Genomic DNA, 18,708 nt, shown 5'->3' on the forward strand with positions numbered 1-18,708 from the left:
TAAAAACCTTACATTTGTAATATGCTATTAGAAATAAACAATTTATTTTTCTCTCACACCAAAGAAAATCCCCTGTTTCAGAACCTTAACCTAAGGTTTGATGAAAACAGAATTATAGCTCTTGCCGGAGAAAGCGGATGCGGAAAATCTACGCTTCTCAACCTTATTTATGGACTTCTCGATTGGGAAAGCGGAGAAATTATTTTTAACGGAACCCGACTTTTAGGACCGAAAGGAAATCTTGTTCCCGGAGAACCGGAAATGAAATTTGTAGCACAGAATTTTGACCTTATGCCTTATGCTACAGTGGCAGAAAATGTAGGAAAGTTTATTTCAAATATCAATTTAAAACAAAAAAAAGAAACTGTAACAGAGCTTCTTGAAGTAGTAGGGTTGCAGGAATTTGCCAATGTACTTCCCAAATATTTAAGTGGTGGACAGCAGCAAAGAGTGGCCATTGCCCGCGCATTGTCTGTACTCCCGAAACTTCTGATTTTGGATGAACCTTTCAGTAATCTGGATTTTCCGAGAAAAATTGAACTCAGAGAAAGGCTTTTCAAATACGTAAAACAGCATGGAGTTTCTTTAATCATCTCTACTCATGAGCTTCAGGATATTATGCCATGGCTGGATCAGATCATCATTTTACAGGACGGAAGACTGATTCAGAATGACAGTCCGGAAGAAACTTACAGACACCCTTACAACTCTTATGTTGCGAAGCTATTCGGGGAAGTAAATATTTTCAGCGAAACCGAGGCTGAAGATTTCCAGCTTTCAAAATTCTCCTACTATCCTAAAGAAATCAAAATCACGGAAAGCGGTCTCGAAGCCGAAGTCCTTGAAAGCAGATTTGCAGGAAACTATTTTTGGAATAAAATTAAAGCCAGGAATAAAGAACTAGTGGTTTATACGGATGAAAAATTAGAAGGATTGATCAGTATTTCTTTTATGTAAAGTAAAAGGATAAGATTGTCAATTTGTTTATGAGCCTGACTCTCTTTTTAATAATTTACTTTTTCGCTATCCATCACATAACATCTACATTTACTTACACTTACCCATAAAAAAAATACAAACATAAGAATCTGTTATAAAACTTTTTCTTACATTTGTACCTCCAAAGCATAAGGAAATTTTTGGTTATTTCTCTTTCTGCCTTCCAGACGGACATTAGCAATCTTGCAATTAAGTCTTATGAAAGATTACACTGTCCAATTTTTTCCTTTTCTTATTTTTAGGGCATAAGAAAACATTACTTTCTTACGCTTTCTTTACAAATTCAGATTTAAGAGCCATAGCTCCGAAACCATCAATCTTACAGTCAATATTATGATCACTTCCTGGTCTTAAACGGATATTTTTCACTTTCGTTCCTGCTTTTACCGGTTTTGGCGCTCCTTTTACAGGAAGATCTTTTACTACGACTACAGAATCTCCATCCTGAAGTTCGTTTCCGTTTGAATCCAATATTTTTCCTTCGTTAGCAGCTTCAGAAGCCACTTCTGCGGGGTCCCATTCGTAGAAACACTGAGAACATACCATCATATTATCGCTCGGATAGGTAAACTCGGAGCTGCATTTCGGACAAAGTACTGTATCACTCATATTTTTAATTTTTGCAAAGGTAGAGCTTTTTAGAGGTTGAAGTCAAGAGATAAAGATCAGTATAGTAGATGATAAGCACATATTGATTTTACACAACTATGTGAATTAATACGAATTAAATAAACTTGCCGCAAAGAAAATAAAGTATAATAATGAACAGTGTATATTTTGTTAACAAATATTTCTCATTAGGCAAAAACACAGGTTTATTTGTCTTAAAGTGAAAGGCTATTGTCAACAAATAAAAATTATAAATATTCGGAAAATCTTTACAAATTCAGCATTAAAATTCATTTCTACCATGTAAAAATTAATAAACAGATTGACCATTCACTACTGAATCTCAGATTGTCAATAGTCAATTTTTGCTTTGCAAAGTGAATCGTGAATGCGCCACCTTCCATTAGAAAACTGATCTGTACAATATATAATTAGTCATAACCTCTCAACCGGAAAACCCAAACACCAAAATTCACAGGCGAAGTGGATTCACTATTTACCATCCACGATCCCCTTCACTTCTCCTATTCTCAAACTCTCCCACCCAAATCTTCAACTCTCAATTAAAAGTCGTATTTTTGCAGATTCAAACAGCGAAGCAAATTTATGGAACTTATTCACAGAAACTTGGCCATCGGAATTCACGATGCCCTACAGGAGACATTTTTTGAAAAAAACAAATATGCCGATAAGGTTATTGAAAGACTTCTGAAAGCAAACAGAAAATGGGGAAGCCAGGACAGGGCCGTTGTTTCTGAGATTTTCTACAATATTATACGTTGGAAAAAACGTCTTGAATATTATATGGGGGAAGGTGTAAAGCCCAATAATATTTACAAGCTTATCATCGCCTACCTACTTTGGAGTAAGACCAATTATAAAAAATTTGAAGAATTTGACGGGATCAAAATTGCCGACATTCTTACAAAACTTAAAAAGAATACAGTTCCTACAAAAGCAATAGAACATTCTATTCCTGAATGGCTGGCTGAAACTCTTGAAAAAGAACTTGGACCCAAATGGGAAAGAGAAATGGCTGCGTTGAATGAGCAGGCACCTACTGTTTTAAGAGCAAACTCTTTAAGAACAACAACAAAAGAACTTATTTCTGACCTTTCTGATGAAGGTGTTGTTTCTTTCCCTATTAAAAATTATCCTGATGCTGTTCAGTTGGAAGAAAAGAAAAACGTTTTTCTTACCACAGCTTTCAAAGAAGGATTATTTGAAGTTCAGGATGCTTCTTCTCAGAAGATCGGTTATTTCCTTGATGTACAGGAAGGACAGAGAGTGGTAGATGCGTGTGCCGGTGCGGGAGGAAAGACACTTCACTTAGCAGCATTAATGAAAAACAAAGGTCAGATTGTTGCCCTGGATATTTTCGAGTGGAAACTTGCCGAATTGAAGCGTCGTGCTAAAAGAGCCGGAGCTCACAATATTGAAACCCGTATGATTGCCGACAATAAAGTAATTAAACGTCTTCATGAAAAAGCTGACAGACTTCTGATTGATGCACCATGTTCTGGTCTTGGGGTTTTAAAAAGAAACCCGGACAGTAAGTGGAAAATTGACCAGGATTTTATTGACAGAATTAAAAAAGAACAGCAGCAAATCCTTCAGGATTATTCTAAAATGCTTAAAAAAGGAGGAAAAATGGTGTACGCTACTTGTTCTATCCTTCCTTCTGAAAACAATCTGCAGGTAGATGAATTTATCAAAAACAATCCTGGATTCAAAATGATTAAGGATGAAAAAGTAATGCCTAGTGAAGGTTATGACGGATTCTACATGGCTTTGATTGAGAGAATTTCTTAATCTCAACCAATAAACAATACATAAAACTACTCTATTTTCTGGAGTAGTTTTTTTTATTAAAAAAATTTTCTAAAAAAATGTAACATTTTTTGTAACATTTAAAGCATATTGTCTACTAACTGTATAGATTAAACCGTTTCGATGCTGTGGAAATTTTAGAATAACTTTACAGCAAACTCATTTTTTATGCATACAAGAACTGTTTTCAATTTCCTGGCCATTTTCTTATACTGTCTGTTTTCTGCACAGACCTATGAAATTCAGTATATCAACTCATATAACGGAAAAACTACTGCTGACCAGCCCTCCACTATCGTTTGGGTTAATGAGAAAGAAAATTTCATCCTCAACAGTACAATTAAAGAACAAAAAAGCAGCTTCCCTTATGAAATCACTAAGGTAGAAAAGCCATCAAATACTATTGTTTCATACGCTTTTTTAAAACCTGAATCCATAATTTCAACATCAGATGCTGAGTCTGTAGGAAAACAGGACTTTGAACTTACCAATGAAACTAAAAAGATTTTAGGATACAACTGTAAAAAAGCGGTTACCAAAGTCAATTCAAATACCATTGAAATCTGGTATACAAATGATTTAAAGCTAAAAGGCGGACCTTCTGTTTTGGGACAGAATTTAGGTCTGGTTCTGGAAGTGGAGAGAAATAAAAATTCTTTAATTACAGCCAGCTCGATCAAAAAAATAAAAAATACCGGAATTGAAAATATTGTAAAAGGAAACATACAGACAACAGATCAGCTAGGATACAAAGATTTACTCTGGAAAAGCAGATTTACCACTCTGAATGTTTTTGAAAATGAAACGATCAATTTTTCGGACGCTTCTAAATCAGATGATAAGATAAAAAGATATGCCAACGGTACGATCATTCTTAAAAAAATAAAATTCCCGGCTATTACAGAAGGTGAAAATATTTTTGTAGAACTGAAACAGCAATCGAACGGTGATGCCTATGACAGAACAGGAACCGTATTTTTCATTCCCCAAGATAAAGAAAAGTCCTTTTTTGATGGGTTGGAAAAAGGAGCAAAAACACTTCCTGTCTACGAAAATGGAAACGGAAAGCAGTATTACGGGATAACAACTACAGACAACTATAGCCCTGCAATGGAAATGATGAGATTCTTTACCGCTTTTGGCATCCAGAAGTTCAATCATATTCAGCTTAAAGGAAAAGACTGGCAGACCATCAGCCCTTACCGACAGGATATTACAGAACTGAAACCTGCATTATCCGGAAAAGAACTTTGGGTGGGTACATTTATCGGCAACTATGACAAAGGAGGACATCAGGTGAGTCTTGATATCACCATTCACAAAAGCGATCAGGCAATTAATAAAAACAATACAGCGATACCATTATTCAATACTTTAAATATTATGGAAATGGCCGGACAGGATTATTCTACGATGTTCAATCAGGACAAAGGACTGCTTGTTAATTTCACTTTAAATAAAGATTTGAAAAATGCTCAGCTAAGATATACAACAACCGGACATGGAGGTTGGGAAAACGGCGATGAATTTGTTCCTAAAGCCAATTCTATCTTCGTTGATGGAAATCAAATATTTTCATTCGTGCCATGGAGAACAGACTGTGGTTCGTACCGTTTGTACAATCCTGCATCAGGAAATTTCCAGGACGGTCTTTCATCCTCAGACCTCAGCAGATCAAACTGGTGCCCGGGAACGGTTACCAATCCTAACTTCATTCCTCTTGGAGATTTGAAAGCAGGCAAACATACAATCCAGGTAAAAATTCCTCAGGGCGCTTCCGAAGGCACAAGTTTCAGCTCATGGAATGTTTCGGGAACGTTACTGGGAGTACAATAAAAACAAAACCTTCTTGCATGAGAATTGCAAGAAGGTAAAAACACAAATGATGAAAAAAAATTATTTCGAGCCACAAAGTAAGGGTTAAAATTCATATAATTAATTACCATAGATTAATAAATATGTCATTTTTATTTTGTATGGAAATATCACAAATTTTAGCCTGACGAAAAAAATCAATCAAAAACATGTCAAATCGAACAAATAGTTAATATTTTTAACTTTAAAGTACTAATTAATTAAAAATATTCCGTTTCAAACATTTTTCATTGTTATTTATAAACATCACCTTTACTTTTGTTTCATAAATAATAGAAATTATGTGTGGAATTGTATGTTTATTTGATGCCAAACAGAAAACTGAAGTATTAAGACCTCAGGTTTTGGAAATGTCAAAAAAAATCCGTCACAGAGGACCGGATTGGAGTGGAGTTTTTCAGGATGAAAAAGTAATTTTCTCTCACGAAAGACTTGCTATTGTAGATCCTACCTCTGGAAAACAACCTTTATTTACAAAAGACGGAAAAGTAGTATTAGCTGTGAACGGCGAAATCTACAACCATAGAGAATTAAAAGAAGAATTTCCTGATTATGAGTTTCAAACTCAGTCTGACTGCGAGGTTATCCTTGCTCTTTACAGAAAATATGGAAAAAATTTCGTTGAAAAACTGAATGGAATTTTCGCCTTCGCATTATACGACACTGAAAATGATGTCTATCTTATTGCCCGTGACCATATGGGAATCTGCCCTCTTTATCAAGGCTGGGACAAAAACGGAAACTATTATGTAGCTTCCGAATTAAAAGCCCTTGAAGGAGTATGCAAGAAAATTGAAACTTTCTTACCGGGCCATTTTGTTTACAGTCCTGACGGCACAGAGCTTCAGCAATGGTATACAAGGGACTGGGACAGCTTTGATCACGTGAAAGAAAATGAAACAGATATCGCAAAATTGAGAAAAGGCCTTGAGGATGCTGTTCACAGACAACTGATGAGTGATGTTCCTTATGGAGTACTTCTTTCCGGAGGTTTGGATTCCTCGGTTATTTCAGCAATTACTGCAAAATTTGCCCGCCAGAGAATCGAAAGCGGAGATACACAGGAAGCATGGTATCCAAGACTTCACAGTTTTGCTGTAGGACTTGTAGGTTCTCCTGATCTGGCTGCTGCACAAACTGCTGCAAAACACATCGGATCTGTTCACCATGAAGTTAACTTTACCGTACAGGAAGGGCTGGATGCTGTACGAGATGTAATTTACCATCTGGAAACGTATGATGTAACAACAATCAGAGCCTCCACCCCAATGTATCTGCTGGCAAGAGTAATCAAGTCTATGGGGATAAAAATGGTACTTTCAGGAGAAGGTTCGGATGAATTATTCGGTGGATATTTATATTTCCATAAAGCTCCCAACGCAAGGGAATTTCATGATGAAACAGTAAGAAAACTGGGTAAGCTTCACCTGTATGACTGCTTAAGAGCCAACAAGGCGCTAATGAGCTGGGGAATTGAAGGAAGAGTTCCTTTCCTTGACAAAGAATTTATGGATATTGCCATGACTCTTAACCCAAAAGATAAAATGATCAATACCGCTGAAGGAAAAATCGAAAAATGGGTATTGAGAAAAGCCTTTGAAGACATCCTTCCTGATTCTATTGTCTGGAGACAGAAAGAACAGTTCTCGGATGGTGTGGGTTATTCATGGATCGATACTTTAAAAGAGGTTGCTGAAAAAGAAGTAACGGATGAAATGATGGCAAACGCAAGATTCAGATTTCCTCTAAATACGCCTCAGAACAAAGAAGAATACAGATACAGAACTATTTTTGAAGAACATTTCCCAAGTGAAACAGCAGCAGCTACTGTACCTTCTGTTCCATCTGTTGCCTGCTCCACTCCTATCGCTTTAGAATGGGATGAAGCGTTCAAAAAAATGAATGATCCGAGCGGAAGAGCGGTAAAAGTGCACGAGACTTCGTACTAGAGGGGTTGATTAGTGAATAGTCAATGGTCAATCCGCTGCGCTTGTTAATTTGTGGCGTGGTTCGGGTTGCGAGATTCGAGATTAAGAACTATCAATACGGAGGTGTTTTCTAGTCTGCGATTAATCATTCATCATTCACTTTGTGAAGCAAAAATTGACTATTGATATTTAATGTCATCACCTTTAACACCTAACTTCCTCAGTTATAATTTATCAATCCTGTAGCAATACAGGATTTTCTTTTGAATTAACAATAACAATATGGCATAATTTAACTGACAATCCAAAATAATATCTAATAAATAATTATATTTGGAAAACGAAAATATCAATTATAAAAAAATGAGAAGAAACCTAACTGTTTTATTTGCCTTATTAGCCATAAGTTTCGCTTTTGGACAAGGAAAATATGGCAAATATCTGAATTCAAAGAAGCTTGCTTTGGCTTATAAGAGTGTAAAAGATCAGGATAAAGATGATTACTACCAACAATTCTACTGGCTTGTAAAAGCAGAGCAGCTAAAAACGTATCCTCACCTTAAAGATATAAAACCTGTTGTTTTATATGAATTTGTAAAATATGTAAATCCTCAGAATCCAACAAAAAAATTAGATGCCAGAGGTAAAGAACTGAGAGCAACTGCAGAACTATCTTTAAATCAGTATTTTAAAAATAAGAAATTTGAAAACAATTCTGTTTTAATGTATAATCTTGAAACCTATGTAGATCCTTCAAAAGGGCAATACTACACAAAGGTTGATCCTGAGAAAATCAAGGAACTTGTACCGAAAGAATTGTTTGCTTTCAACTCTTTCAACAGAAATATGGGAGAAGAAAAAACGTATTACCTTTGGATTGACAAGAAAAAAGACGATTTGAACATTGTAGATATCATTCCTAGCGAAAAAGAAGACAAAGCTTTCTACGCAAGACTGAAACAATATCTTCCAAGCTATAAGTTTTCAAAATATGTTCCTACTGTAAAAAAAGGAAACAAGTCTGATAAGACAGACATTGAATATTATTACATTATGCCTTTTGAGCAGAATACCGATAACATCGAATACAAAACAAAGGATTTCAAAACTTTCACTTTAAGCCAGTACAGAAAAGCCGGTGATGAATGGAAAGGAGTAGAAAAACCTAGAAAATAAATCAAAAAGTCCTGTGAAATTTCACAGGACTTTTTTAATTTTATATGGATTTCTTTATCTAAGGATCGAACCGCTTAAGGAAGGCGGTTCTTCACATAAAACAAGTCTGGACATTTTTCACGTTCCAGCCTATACAAAATGACAGAAGCAAACACACAACAGACGTCCATAAAGAAAATACTTCCCTTAATTCTGGCCACTGCTATTTTTATGCAGATGCTGGATTCAACCATTTTGAATACTTCCCTGCCTTCTATCGCAAAAGATCTGAACGAGTCTCCACTTAATATGCAGAACGCCATTATCAGTTATGTTCTGACACTAGCTGTTTTCATGCCTGCCAGCGGATTTTTGGCAGACCGGTTCGGAACCAAAAAAGTATTTATTTTTTCATTGGTATTGTTCAGCTTAGGTTCCTTGTTTTGTTCTTTGTCTCAGAATCTTACTCATTTGGTTATTTCAAGGGTTATCCAGGGAGTTGGAGGAAGTTTAATGACTCCTGTCGGGAAACTGGCACTCATCAAAACATTTGATAAAGGTGAACTGCTTAAAGCGATGAACTTTGCCATTATCCCTGCCCTTATTGGTCCTGTACTCGGTCCATTGGTAGGAGGTTATATGGTAGATTACCTTTCATGGCACTGGATATTTCTGATTAACATTCCGATCGGTCTTTTAGGGATTCTTTTAGGATTAAAATTCATGCCCAATTATAAGTCGGATGATGTTGATTTTGATTTAAAAGGGTTCTTAATATTTGCAGCAGCCTCTCTACTGCTTTCGGTTTCACTGGAACTTTTTGGAGACATGCAGAATATCACCCCTGTTTTGCTTGTATTCATTATGGGCTTTCTGTTTCTGTATTATTATTACAAACATGCAAAAAGAGGAGGAAATCCAATCTTTCCGTTAAACCTATTTCAGGTGAGAACATTCCGGGTAGGTATTGTAGGAAACCTGGCCACCAGATTAGGAATCAGTTCTGTTCCGTTATTGCTTCCCCTGATGATTCAGATTGCGTATAAACAATCAGCTGTAACTTCGGGCTGGATCATTGCTCCTATGGCTTTAACAGCTATCTTCGGAAAATCATCTGTGATTAAAATTCTGGATAAATACGGCTATCGTCAGACTTTGATGATCAATACATTCATCATCGGAACACTGATATGCCTACTCGCCATACCTGATATACACACTTCTTTATATTGGTTTGTCCCCATTATTGCAGTATTAGGTTTTTTCAACTCTATACAGTTCACCTCTATGAACACTATTTCTATTGCTGACCTTCGGAATTTCCAGACCAGCAGCGGAAACTCTTTAATTTCAGTGAATCAACAGCTCGCTATCGGTTTCGGGATTGCATTCGGACTGATTGTTTTAAAACTGTTTGAAAATACAGATCTTATTAATGGTGAAATCCACAACGCTTTTCGACTTACATTTCTTACAGTAGGAATATTAACGATTTTATCAGGATTTGTTTTCAGAAGACTGCACATTTCGGATGGAAAGAACATGAAATCAAAGGAAGAGTAAAGAAAAAACTTTAAAGGGCCGATTTAATCTTTCATTTTGCCATTCTACCCTTCCTACGAACTTAACACAGATCAATGCTTTTCGCACATAACTATGGTAATTTTGTTTACATAATCAACAATGTAATGGCAACTAAACAAATAGAAATCGTAGTATCTCCAAGACCTGCACACTTTGTAGGCGATGGATTCAGGGTTCACAATTTTATTCCGGGAGTATCCGGTTTAGATATGAAAAGAATGGACCCGTTTATTATGCTTGATTACAATTCAAAATTTCATTTCAATGGTTCCGACAGACCAAGAGGTGTAGGAGTTCATCCGCACAGAGGTTTTGAAACAGTAACAATAGCATATAGCGGAAAAGTAGAGCACCATGACAGCGCTGGCGGCGGCGGTGTTATAGGAGAAGGTGATGTTCAATGGATGACCGCTGCAAAAGGAGTTCTTCATAAAGAATATCATGAAACAGCATGGGCAAAAGAAGGAGGAATTTTTCAGATGGTTCAGCTTTGGGTGAATCTTCCGGCAAAGGATAAAATGAGCTGCCCGAAATACCAGGCTATTGAAAACTCTAAAATGGAAAGAGTAGATCTGGGTGAGAATGGTTTTGTTGAAGTAATTGCCGGCGAATATGACGGTCATAAAGGTCCTGCAAGTACTTTCACTCCGGTTCATATGATGAATGCAAAACTTAAGGCAGGTGGAAAAGCCGATTTTAATTTTCCGGTTCATTTCAATACCGCAGCTTTGGTTATCGAAGGAAGCATTATCGTTAATGGTGAAGAAACAGTGAAAATGGATCATCTTGCATTATTTAAAAATGAAGGTCAGACTTTCACTATTGAAGCAAAAGAAGATGCTATTGTTTTAATCATCAGTGGTGAACCGATTAACGAACCGATCTATCCACACGGCCCTTTTGTAATGAATTCCAGAGAGGAAATAATGCAGGCTTTTGAGGATTTCAACACCGGAAAGTTCGGATACCTTGAAGATTAAAAGAATTAAATTTATCTTAATCTTAGATAATTCCTTTTTTATTAACTTTATATAATGGCAAACCTTATAGGTTTTGAAACCTATAAGGTCTAGCTGTTTTAACAACTGAGTTCTGTTTATTCTATTGCAAAACAGACACTTTTAATACAAAATTATGAAACCAGAATTTGAAAATATACCTCTTGTAAAAGCAGAAAAAAGATTTGAAATAGAATTCAACGGGCATTATGCATTCATTGATTATCGTGAGACAACGCACCAGATCGCTTTGGTACATACTGAAGCAGACCCTGAATTGGCAGGAACAGGTGCCGCGGCTGCCGTAGTAGAAAAAACGCTGAATTATATTGAAGAAAGCGGAAAAAAGCTTCTTCCCTTCTGTCCTTTCGTTTTCGCTTTTATTAAGAAACATCCAGAATGGAAACGTATCGTGGATGAGAAATTTGAAGGATATGACAAACTTTAAATTTCCTGTAAAGCCACTCAATTTATTTAATTAACATTTTAAAAAGTATCACATCATCATGTCAAATATTGGACTTATCATTGAAGAAAAAGCAGCAGATATCGGAAATTTTCTGGTAGGAAGACTTCTTCCTTTCCGTGAAAAAAGAGCTGTTGGACCTTTCGTATTTATAGATCATATGGGCCCTTCGGAATTAAAGGATTATCAGAATCTTGATGTTCCCCCTCATCCGCATATCGGATTATCTACATTAACGTATCTGCTGGAAGGTTCTATTTTCCACAGAGACAGTATTGGAAGTGCTCTTGAAATAAAACCGGGTGCTGTTAACTGGATGACTGCCGGAAAAGGAGTTGTACATTCAGAAAGAACTCCTGAATATTTAAGACACACAGATAAAAAACTTCACGGATTCCAGATCTGGGTAGGGCTTCCAAAGCATCTTGAACAGTCTGAACCAACTTTTAATCATATTGAAGCTGATGAGATTCCTGTTTGGGAAGAAAATGGTATTCAATATAAACTAATTGCGGGCGAAGCATTTGGCAGAACATCTCCGGTTCCTGTACACAGCAAGTTATTTTTCATCGAAATAAAAACAAAAGAAGCTAAGAAAATAAGCATCGGAAAAGATCTTTACGGAGAAGCTGCAATGTATGTTCTGGACGGAACAGTAACTACTGAAGGAAACTCTTATGGTTCAAAACAGCTGATGATCGCTAAAGATACCAAGCTTTGTGAATTTGATATGAGCGAAAACGGAACGGTATATCTTTTCGGTGGTGAGCCATTTGATGAAGAACGTTTTATATTCTGGAATTTCGTTAACTCTGATAAAGAATTAATCGATCAGGCAAAAGTAAACTGGAATGATCAGAATCATGATGCGTTTCCTTTGGTTCCGGGCGATGAAAATGAATATGTTCCGCTTCCTAAGGCTATTTTAAACAGAAAATAATTTCAGTTGAAACCATGAAAATATTAGCATTTGCAGGAAGTACGTCTTCCACTTCTATCAACAGGGAACTGGTAAAGTTTGTTCTGAAAGATTTTCAGGATGAAGAAATCAATCTGATTGACCTCAACGATTTCACTATGCCTGTTTTTTCTGTGGATCTTGAAAAGAAAGGATTTCCGGATGAAGCCCATGGATTTTTAAAAGCCATTGAAGAATGTGACGTAATCATTTGCTCTCTGGCAGAACACAACCGTTCTTACAGTTCAGCTTTTAAAAATGTTTTTGACTGGTCTTCCAGAATTAATGTAAAAGTATTTCAGAATAAACCCATGCTTCTGATGAGTACCTCTCCCGGAGGCTACGGCGGCGGAAATGTGATGAATACAGCAAAAACATTTTTCCCTCAGTTCGCAGCAGATATCAAGGATACTTTTTCACTGCCGAAGTTTTATGAAAATTTTGACATGGAAAGCGGAGTTATCAATCCGGATATGCTGAATGAGCTGAAAGGCAAAATACAGAATTTTAAAAATCAGGTTAAAACCAATGAATAAAGGAAGACTGGAGGCATTCAGTGATGGTGTCCTTGCTATTATTATCACCATTATGGTACTTGAACTTAAAGTACCTGAGGGAGATAGCTGGGCCAGCCTCAAACCTCTTCTTCCCAAGTTCCTGGCTTATATTTTCAGTTTTATTTATGTAGGAATCTACTGGAACAACCATCATCATTTGTTTCAGACGGTAAAAAAAGTAAATGGCAGCATTCTTTGGGCTAATCTTCACCTGTTGTTCTGGCTTTCTCTGATGCCTGTTGCTACGGAATGGATCGGAACTACAGGTTTTGCTAAAAATCCTGTTGCAGTGTATGGTATCGGGCTCATTATGGCGGCAATTGCCTATACCATTCTGGAGCATGTCATTATCCGGTGCGAGGGAGAAGATTCCAAGCTGAAAGAGGCTATTCATTCAAAATATAAAGAGTATATCTCTATTATTTTTTATGTTCTTGGCATCGCTACTTCATTTTTTTATCCTTATATTGCCATAGGTTTTTATTATCTAGTGGCTCTTATATGGCTGATTCCGGACAGAAGAATCGAAAAATCATTAAAAGAAAATTGATATGGAAACACACGAATATCCCAACGGTAACATCACTGTCATCTGGCAGCCTAAAAAGTGTATCCACTCGGCTGTATGTGTAAAATTGCTTCCCAAAGTCTACAATCCTAAAGAGAGACCTTGGATAAAAGCAGAAAATGCAAGCCCGGAAGAACTTAGAACACAAATAGACCAATGCCCTTCTGGTGCATTAAGTTATAAATTCAATACAGAAAAATAATGGCGGTAACGGTAAAAGCAAGTTTAGGAAAAACAAAATATTATACAGAAGTAACAGCCGGCGAAAATCAGATCATCACCGATGAACCGATTGATAAAGGCGGACAGAATAAAGGTCTTAACCCAATGGAAATTCTGGCAACGTCATTGGCAAGCTGTACAGCTGCTACGCTGAGAATGTACATTGAAAGAAAGGAATGGGATGTAGAAAACATCAATGTGGAAGTAGAGCTTGAAAATTTCCCATTAACAAAAAGAGCTGTTTTCAAAAGGGATATCAGCTTTGAAGGTATTCTGGATGATGAGCAGCTGAAAAGACTACACACTATTGCTGATGCATGCCCTGTTCATAAAATATTAACCAACGACATAGAAATACTAACTAAATTCTCATAATATGATCGAAGTAAAACAAAACAACGACGATAAACACGGAAGTTTTGAAGCTTTCATAGATGGAAGTCGCGCAGGAATGATGACGTATACCTGGGCGGGAGAAGAAAGATTTATAATAGACCACACCGAGGTGGAAGAAGCCTACAACGGAAAAGGTGTAGGTAAGGAAATGCTTCTGGCTGCAGTGGATTTTGCCAGAAAAAATGGGAAAAAGATTATTCCCCTCTGCCCTTTCGCTAAGGCAAGTTTCCAGAAAAGTGAGGAACTTCAGGATGTTTTAGTGAACTAGTCACGGTTTTCCACCCTTATAATACAACCCTTTCAGAGAGAAATCTGGAAGGGTTTTTATTTTTAGCAGAATACAGGCTGTAAAAACAAAATATTCGTCACAATTTGTTTTGAAACTAAGAGTATTTCAAATTCACGATTCACGACTGATCTTTTTTATATATTTGCTAAAATTTAAAAATCAAGCATGAATTCAGGAACTATCCTTTTGCTATTTGTTTTCATCTATTTTATCGGCCTTTTGGTGATTTCTTATTTCACCAGCCGGAATTCTGATAACCAGTCATTTTTTATCGGTAATAAAAAGAGTAAATGGTGGCTCGTTGCATTCGGGATGATAGGAACCAGCTTAAGTGGGGTTACTTTTATTTCTGTTCCGGGTACTGTAGGAAAAATGACCGGCTCCGAATATATTTACGGAGGTTTTGAGTACTATATGATGGTGATCGGGTTTTTCATCGGATATTTTATTGTTGCAGCGATATTGCTTCCGCTTTATTATAAGATGAACCTCACATCTATCTATACGTATCTGGGGAAAAGATTCAATGTGGAAGCTCATAAAATAGGTTCCATCTTTTTTATTATTTCAAGGGCCATTGGTGCTACGGCAAGATTATATCTGGTGGTAAATGTTTTACAGATTTTCTTGCTTGAAGGTTTGGGAGTTCCGTTTTGGGTAACTTCTCTGGTTCTTTTGCTGATGGTACTTCTGTACACTTTTGAAGGAGGTGTAAAGACAATTGTCATTACAGATACACTGCAAACTTCATTTATGATTATCAGCCTTGTAGCATGTATCGTTTACATTTTATCCAACCTGAATTTATCATTTGGAGAAGCATATACTATTCTGGAACAGAAAAACTACACTCATTTCATCAATTTTGATCCTAATTCCAAAACCTTTTTCCTGAAAACAATTTTGGGAGGAATTTTTATTACGATTGCGATGACGGGACTGGATCAGGAAATGATGCAGAAAAATATCTCTGTAGATAATCTTAAGAATTCAAAGAAAAACATGCTGACCTTCGCAGGAACACTTCTTATCGTGAACCTTGCCTTCTTATTCCTGGGAGGATTATTATACCTTTTTGCCCTACAACATGGAGCAGAATATGGAACTATAAACGGTGAAACAGTCACGAATATTTTTGGATTTAAAGACACCGCAGGAAATATTAAGAATATAATGGGAGACGACCTTTTCCCGGCTTTATCGCTTCAAGGATATTTTCCAATGACAATTTCCGTTATTTTCATTATCGGATTGATCTCAGCATTATTCCCTTCTGCAGATGGTGCTTTAACGGCTGTAACAAGTTCGTATTGTGTAGATTTATTAAACCTTAATGAAGATAAAACCAAAACTGAAAAAGAAAAGAAACGTCTTCGTATGAAAGTGCATTTGATCTTTACGGTAGTTTTCTTTATCCTGATCATGGTTTTCAAAGCAATGAATGACAAATCTATTGTTTATCTGATCATGGAAATTGCAGGATATACTTACGGACCGCTTTTGGGGCTTTTTGCTTTTGGAATCTTCACGAAGTTTCAGATCTCAAGAAAGTATTCCATTCTTGTAGTGACTATTTTAGCACCTGTGCTTACCTATCTGATCAACCTTGCTGTAACAACTTATACCGATTACAAAATCGGTGTAGAGCTGATTGTTCTTAACGGATTGCTGACCTTTATTGGCCTATGGCTGGTAAAAAACAAAAACTATTTAAGAGTCGTTTAATTTAATCTTTATAAAAAAATAAAAAGGCTGTCCTTCATTGAAGACAGCCTTTTTTATTTTGGTGAATGGATTCTTTATTCTTTAATCCACTTGATTGTTTTCTCCATATTTTTAGATTTAACTTTAATCAGATAATCACCTTTAACCAACTGTGACAAATCAAAAGTACCTGTTTTATCATGGTTCAGTTTATTATTAGCCTGAGTGAATACTAATTTTCCACTTACATCATATACGTTCATGTCATACACTTCATTTGAATTGGTAAATTTAATATTCAGAAGTCCTTTACTAGGATTAGGATATACTACGAATACATCCTTATTTGAAGCTGTTTCGTTCACTCCCAATGTCTGTGTGATCGTAAAGTTAATAGGGTTAATATTGTAAAACACGTTCGTCTCTGCTGCCACCATAATTCTGGCCTGCGTAGTCGTTATATTAGGAATCGTAACGGTCTCGGAGCCATCATTTGCAGTAGAGCCTAAGATAAGCGTAGGATACGTAAGACCTCCATCTGTGGAAAGGAAAATGTTTACCGTAGCACAATTTACAGGGAAGGCAGTTGTGTTCGCTACATCCCATGTTATGGTCTGAGTAGAATTACCCGCCCAGTTAACAGCTGTGGTAGGTGCAGTTACATTGAACGGCCCTGAATTCCCATCAACGGTAATGATAGCATCATCATTTGAAACTCCTGCACATCCTGCGTTATTGTCTCTTACAGTCAGTCTGAACTCCATGGTTCTTGCATAGGATGGTCTCACTTCTCCTTTGGATACAGTACCATTGATTACGTCTGTAAGTTTCGGGAAATATCTGTAAGGAACTGTTACAGGTACGTATGATCTGAATAGAGGTGCATTACCTGTTGGAGCATTCCAGTCACCTGCCGGGCCTACATCATTCTGTTCCCAGCTGTAAGTAAGTGGATTATTATCTATATCTGAAGCAGATCCTTCTAATCTAAACGGTGTGCTCTTTGGTATGGTAAAATCACCACCTGCATTTACGGTAGGAGCGAAATTGTTAACCGGAAGTGTAACCTGACATGAAGTTGACTGAACTTTTGCTGTGATAGACTGGAATGATTTGGTATGAAAAGTAGGAATACTGTTAGGAGCTAAATTATTTGTGCTTCCACAAATTCCTGCGTAAGCCATAATCGTAATTCCACTTCCGGGTTCTACAGCATTGGTAGCACTACGGTTTCCATTGCAGCTGCCTGTAATTGCATTAAAAGTATGAGGACCTCCAAACTGATGTCCCACTTCATGAGCTACATAATCAATATCATAAGGATCACCAACAGGGTTAGGAGAACCGGTAATCCCTCTTCCTTTATTGGTTGCATTACAGATTACTCCCAATCCGGCTAATCCACCTCCGCCTGTACTGAAAGTATGGCCGATGTCATAATTAGTATTTCCTATCAGTAAATCAATCTGAGTCTGGCTCTCATTAATCAATGTGCTGGCATTGTTATTTCCGTTAAATGGATCTGTAGTAGCATTTGTAAAAACTACATTTGCTTCATTATCCACCAATACCAGTCTTGAAGCAACTTCCTGCTCATAGACTCCGTTTACTCTGTTTACAGATGTTACAATTGCGGAAAGAGTCTGCGCAACAGTAGGAGTAGCTGAACCAGTTGCTGCAACAGCATATTCTCCTGTGCAGGCCACTGCAAATCTGAAAACTCTAATTTGACCCCCTACGCTTGGACTTACGGTTTTTTGTGCGCTTTTTTTTTCAAAAGAAGAATCTTCATCTTTTACTCCGCAGGATCTCTGGGTTTTATCAATTAAGTCACTTTTCTTATAGATGATATAATTGTTAATATCCAATTTTGCATAAGGATCAATATAAGTATCTCCCGCTACTATAGATTTTATCTGTGCATGGAATCCCAGCTCCGTAAAATCCAGTTTTATAGTAGCGTACTTATCATCAATTCCCTGTCCTGTAAAAGTAACGATCTGAGGAAACTGACTGGCTAACCCAGAAGCCATCACCGAAGATTTCCAGATTCTGAATTTTGCTTTCTTACCGTCCGGCATTGGCAAAACAATAATCGGAGCATTATCTTTAAGATCACTGTCTTTCAACTCCGGAACAGAATTAAAATAACTTTTCATTCCAGCCACATCTAATGTATAAGTCAATGACTTTTCCGGCTGTACTGTCCTGTTTTTAGGATCTGCTTTGATGGACCTTTCACTGATCACTGTAAAAAAGTCCTGGGCCTTCCCTGAGGAAATGGATATTACAAATATCCCCAAATAAAATAATTGTTTAATTTTCATATATAATGGTTTGTAATTTTTATTAATTCAAATAACAAGACTAAAAACTAAAGAATAATCAGTTAAAGGTTTATAATTCAAATAATATTGAATTATAAAATTAACTAAATTTATCAAATATTATATACTAAAATTCAAAAAAAAATGATATTCAGTAGTAAAAAATCAACAATCAAGCTACCACAAAGCATTCAGCTCAATACACAAATTTTCTTTATTAAAATAACTAATTTTATAGACTTT

Annotated in this window: 17 protein-coding genes; 15 read left to right on the forward strand and 2 right to left on the reverse strand. The window is 36.6% G+C overall.

What is annotated here, in order from left to right; all coding sequences use genetic code 11:
• Positions 1-21: 21 nt before the first annotated feature.
• The gene (locus ACLMCG_RS16255; protein WP_413960261.1) at positions 22-957 is read left to right on the forward strand and encodes a sulfate/molybdate ABC transporter ATP-binding protein; all 936 of its coding nucleotides are present in this window, start codon (positions 22-24) and stop codon (positions 955-957) included.
• 306 nt (positions 958-1,263) lie between these two features.
• Here the strand turns inward: ACLMCG_RS16255 and ACLMCG_RS16260 are convergent, their stop codons facing one another.
• Entirely contained in the window at positions 1,264-1,608 is a 345-nt protein-coding gene (locus tag ACLMCG_RS16260) for a zinc ribbon domain-containing protein YjdM (RefSeq protein WP_223601198.1), read from the reverse strand.
• 606 nt (positions 1,609-2,214) lie between these two features.
• On the opposite strand from ACLMCG_RS16260, the gene ACLMCG_RS16265 reads away from it, so the two are divergent.
• The 14 genes from ACLMCG_RS16265 to ACLMCG_RS16330 all read left to right on the forward strand — a co-directional run bounded on the left by ACLMCG_RS16265 (position 2,215) and on the right by ACLMCG_RS16330 (position 16,159).
• Positions 2,215-3,420 (forward strand): RsmB/NOP family class I SAM-dependent RNA methyltransferase, encoded by a 1,206-nt coding sequence (locus ACLMCG_RS16265; protein WP_413960262.1) that lies wholly within the window; start codon positions 2,215-2,217, stop codon positions 3,418-3,420.
• A 186-nt stretch (positions 3,421-3,606) separates the two neighbouring features.
• Positions 3,607-5,274, forward strand: coding sequence for a GLPGLI family protein (locus tag ACLMCG_RS16270; protein WP_413960263.1), 1,668 nt, complete (start codon positions 3,607-3,609; stop codon positions 5,272-5,274).
• A gap of 320 nt (positions 5,275-5,594) precedes the next feature.
• Positions 5,595-7,262, forward strand: a complete 1,668-nt coding sequence (asnB, locus tag ACLMCG_RS16275) for an asparagine synthase B (protein ID WP_213278218.1) — start codon at positions 5,595-5,597, stop codon at positions 7,260-7,262.
• Between the two features lie 342 nt (positions 7,263-7,604).
• Positions 7,605-8,417 carry a hypothetical protein gene (locus ACLMCG_RS16280; RefSeq protein ID WP_309435788.1) on the forward strand — a complete coding sequence of 271 codons (813 nt, stop codon included), beginning with the start codon at positions 7,605-7,607 and terminating at the stop codon, positions 8,415-8,417.
• Between the two features lie 138 nt (positions 8,418-8,555).
• Positions 8,556-9,959 carry an MFS transporter gene (locus ACLMCG_RS16285; RefSeq protein ID WP_413960264.1) on the forward strand — a complete coding sequence of 468 codons (1,404 nt, stop codon included), beginning with the start codon at positions 8,556-8,558 and terminating at the stop codon, positions 9,957-9,959.
• Positions 9,960-10,084: 125 nt separating this feature from the next.
• Complete coding sequence (locus tag ACLMCG_RS16290) at positions 10,085-10,960, forward strand: pirin family protein (RefSeq protein WP_413960265.1); 876 nt, start codon at positions 10,085-10,087, stop codon at positions 10,958-10,960.
• A 154-nt stretch (positions 10,961-11,114) separates the two neighbouring features.
• Positions 11,115-11,426: a GNAT family N-acetyltransferase gene (locus ACLMCG_RS16295; RefSeq protein ID WP_142719264.1), complete on the forward strand. Its 312-nt coding sequence runs from the start codon at positions 11,115-11,117 to the stop codon at positions 11,424-11,426.
• Positions 11,427-11,484: 58 nt separating this feature from the next.
• Positions 11,485-12,384 (forward strand): pirin family protein, encoded by a 900-nt coding sequence (locus ACLMCG_RS16300; RefSeq protein WP_413960266.1) that lies wholly within the window; start codon positions 11,485-11,487, stop codon positions 12,382-12,384.
• A 14-nt stretch (positions 12,385-12,398) separates the two neighbouring features.
• The gene (locus ACLMCG_RS16305) at positions 12,399-12,938 is read left to right on the forward strand and encodes an NADPH-dependent FMN reductase (protein ID WP_047424292.1); all 540 of its coding nucleotides are present in this window, start codon (positions 12,399-12,401) and stop codon (positions 12,936-12,938) included.
• Entirely contained in the window at positions 12,931-13,509 is a 579-nt protein-coding gene (locus ACLMCG_RS16310) for a TMEM175 family protein (protein ID WP_047424290.1), read from the forward strand. Before ACLMCG_RS16305 ends, ACLMCG_RS16310 begins: the two co-directional genes overlap by 8 nt.
• A 1-nt stretch (position 13,510) precedes the next feature.
• Positions 13,511-13,729 (forward strand): (4Fe-4S)-binding protein, encoded by a 219-nt coding sequence (locus tag ACLMCG_RS16315; RefSeq protein WP_213278214.1) that lies wholly within the window; start codon positions 13,511-13,513, stop codon positions 13,727-13,729.
• Positions 13,729-14,124: an OsmC family protein gene (locus ACLMCG_RS16320; protein WP_223601188.1), complete on the forward strand. Its 396-nt coding sequence runs from the start codon at positions 13,729-13,731 to the stop codon at positions 14,122-14,124. Before ACLMCG_RS16315 ends, ACLMCG_RS16320 begins: the two co-directional genes overlap by 1 nt.
• A 1-nt stretch (position 14,125) precedes the next feature.
• A complete protein-coding gene (locus tag ACLMCG_RS16325) occupies positions 14,126-14,413 on the forward strand; it encodes a GNAT family N-acetyltransferase (protein WP_213278212.1) in 288 nt (95 codons plus the stop codon).
• A gap of 186 nt (positions 14,414-14,599) precedes the next feature.
• Positions 14,600-16,159, forward strand: a complete 1,560-nt coding sequence (locus tag ACLMCG_RS16330) for a sodium:solute symporter (RefSeq protein ID WP_223601187.1) — start codon at positions 14,600-14,602, stop codon at positions 16,157-16,159.
• A gap of 74 nt (positions 16,160-16,233) precedes the next feature.
• On the opposite strand, the gene ACLMCG_RS16335 is transcribed toward ACLMCG_RS16330, so the two are convergent.
• A complete protein-coding gene (locus ACLMCG_RS16335; RefSeq protein ID WP_413960267.1) occupies positions 16,234-18,465 on the reverse strand; it encodes a reprolysin-like metallopeptidase in 2,232 nt (743 codons plus the stop codon).
• Positions 18,466-18,708: the final 243 nt, after the last annotated feature.

The sequence above is a fragment of the Chryseobacterium sp. S90 genome (assembly GCF_047444895.1).
In the GTDB taxonomy this organism is placed as follows: domain Bacteria; phylum Bacteroidota; class Bacteroidia; order Flavobacteriales; family Weeksellaceae; genus Chryseobacterium.

Bases quoted from the DNA above. Each gene is read 5' to 3' on its own strand.
- asnB (WP_213278218.1), top strand. From the start codon at position 5,595: ATGTGTGGAATTGTATGTTTATTTGATGCCAAACAGAAAACTGAAGTA.
- ACLMCG_RS16320 (WP_223601188.1), top strand. From the start codon at position 13,729: ATGGCGGTAACGGTAAAAGCAAGTTTAGGAAAAACAAAATATTATACA.
- ACLMCG_RS16285 (WP_413960264.1), top strand. From the start codon at position 8,556: ATGACAGAAGCAAACACACAACAGACGTCCATAAAGAAAATACTTCCC.
- ACLMCG_RS16280 (WP_309435788.1), top strand. From the start codon at position 7,605: ATGAGAAGAAACCTAACTGTTTTATTTGCCTTATTAGCCATAAGTTTC.
- ACLMCG_RS16315 (WP_213278214.1), top strand. From the start codon at position 13,511: ATGGAAACACACGAATATCCCAACGGTAACATCACTGTCATCTGGCAG.
- ACLMCG_RS16305 (WP_047424292.1), top strand. From the start codon at position 12,399: ATGAAAATATTAGCATTTGCAGGAAGTACGTCTTCCACTTCTATCAAC.
- ACLMCG_RS16335 (WP_413960267.1), bottom strand. From the start codon at position 18,465: ATGAAAATTAAACAATTATTTTATTTGGGGATATTTGTAATATCCATT.
- ACLMCG_RS16270 (WP_413960263.1), top strand. From the start codon at position 3,607: ATGCATACAAGAACTGTTTTCAATTTCCTGGCCATTTTCTTATACTGT.
- ACLMCG_RS16255 (WP_413960261.1), top strand. From the start codon at position 22: ATGCTATTAGAAATAAACAATTTATTTTTCTCTCACACCAAAGAAAAT.
- ACLMCG_RS16330 (WP_223601187.1), top strand. From the start codon at position 14,600: ATGAATTCAGGAACTATCCTTTTGCTATTTGTTTTCATCTATTTTATC.
- ACLMCG_RS16295 (WP_142719264.1), top strand. From the start codon at position 11,115: ATGAAACCAGAATTTGAAAATATACCTCTTGTAAAAGCAGAAAAAAGA.
- ACLMCG_RS16310 (WP_047424290.1), top strand. From the start codon at position 12,931: ATGAATAAAGGAAGACTGGAGGCATTCAGTGATGGTGTCCTTGCTATT.
- ACLMCG_RS16300 (WP_413960266.1), top strand. From the start codon at position 11,485: ATGTCAAATATTGGACTTATCATTGAAGAAAAAGCAGCAGATATCGGA.
- ACLMCG_RS16325 (WP_213278212.1), top strand. From the start codon at position 14,126: ATGATCGAAGTAAAACAAAACAACGACGATAAACACGGAAGTTTTGAA.
- ACLMCG_RS16290 (WP_413960265.1), top strand. From the start codon at position 10,085: ATGGCAACTAAACAAATAGAAATCGTAGTATCTCCAAGACCTGCACAC.
- ACLMCG_RS16265 (WP_413960262.1), top strand. From the start codon at position 2,215: ATGGAACTTATTCACAGAAACTTGGCCATCGGAATTCACGATGCCCTA.
- ACLMCG_RS16260 (WP_223601198.1), bottom strand. From the start codon at position 1,608: ATGAGTGATACAGTACTTTGTCCGAAATGCAGCTCCGAGTTTACCTAT.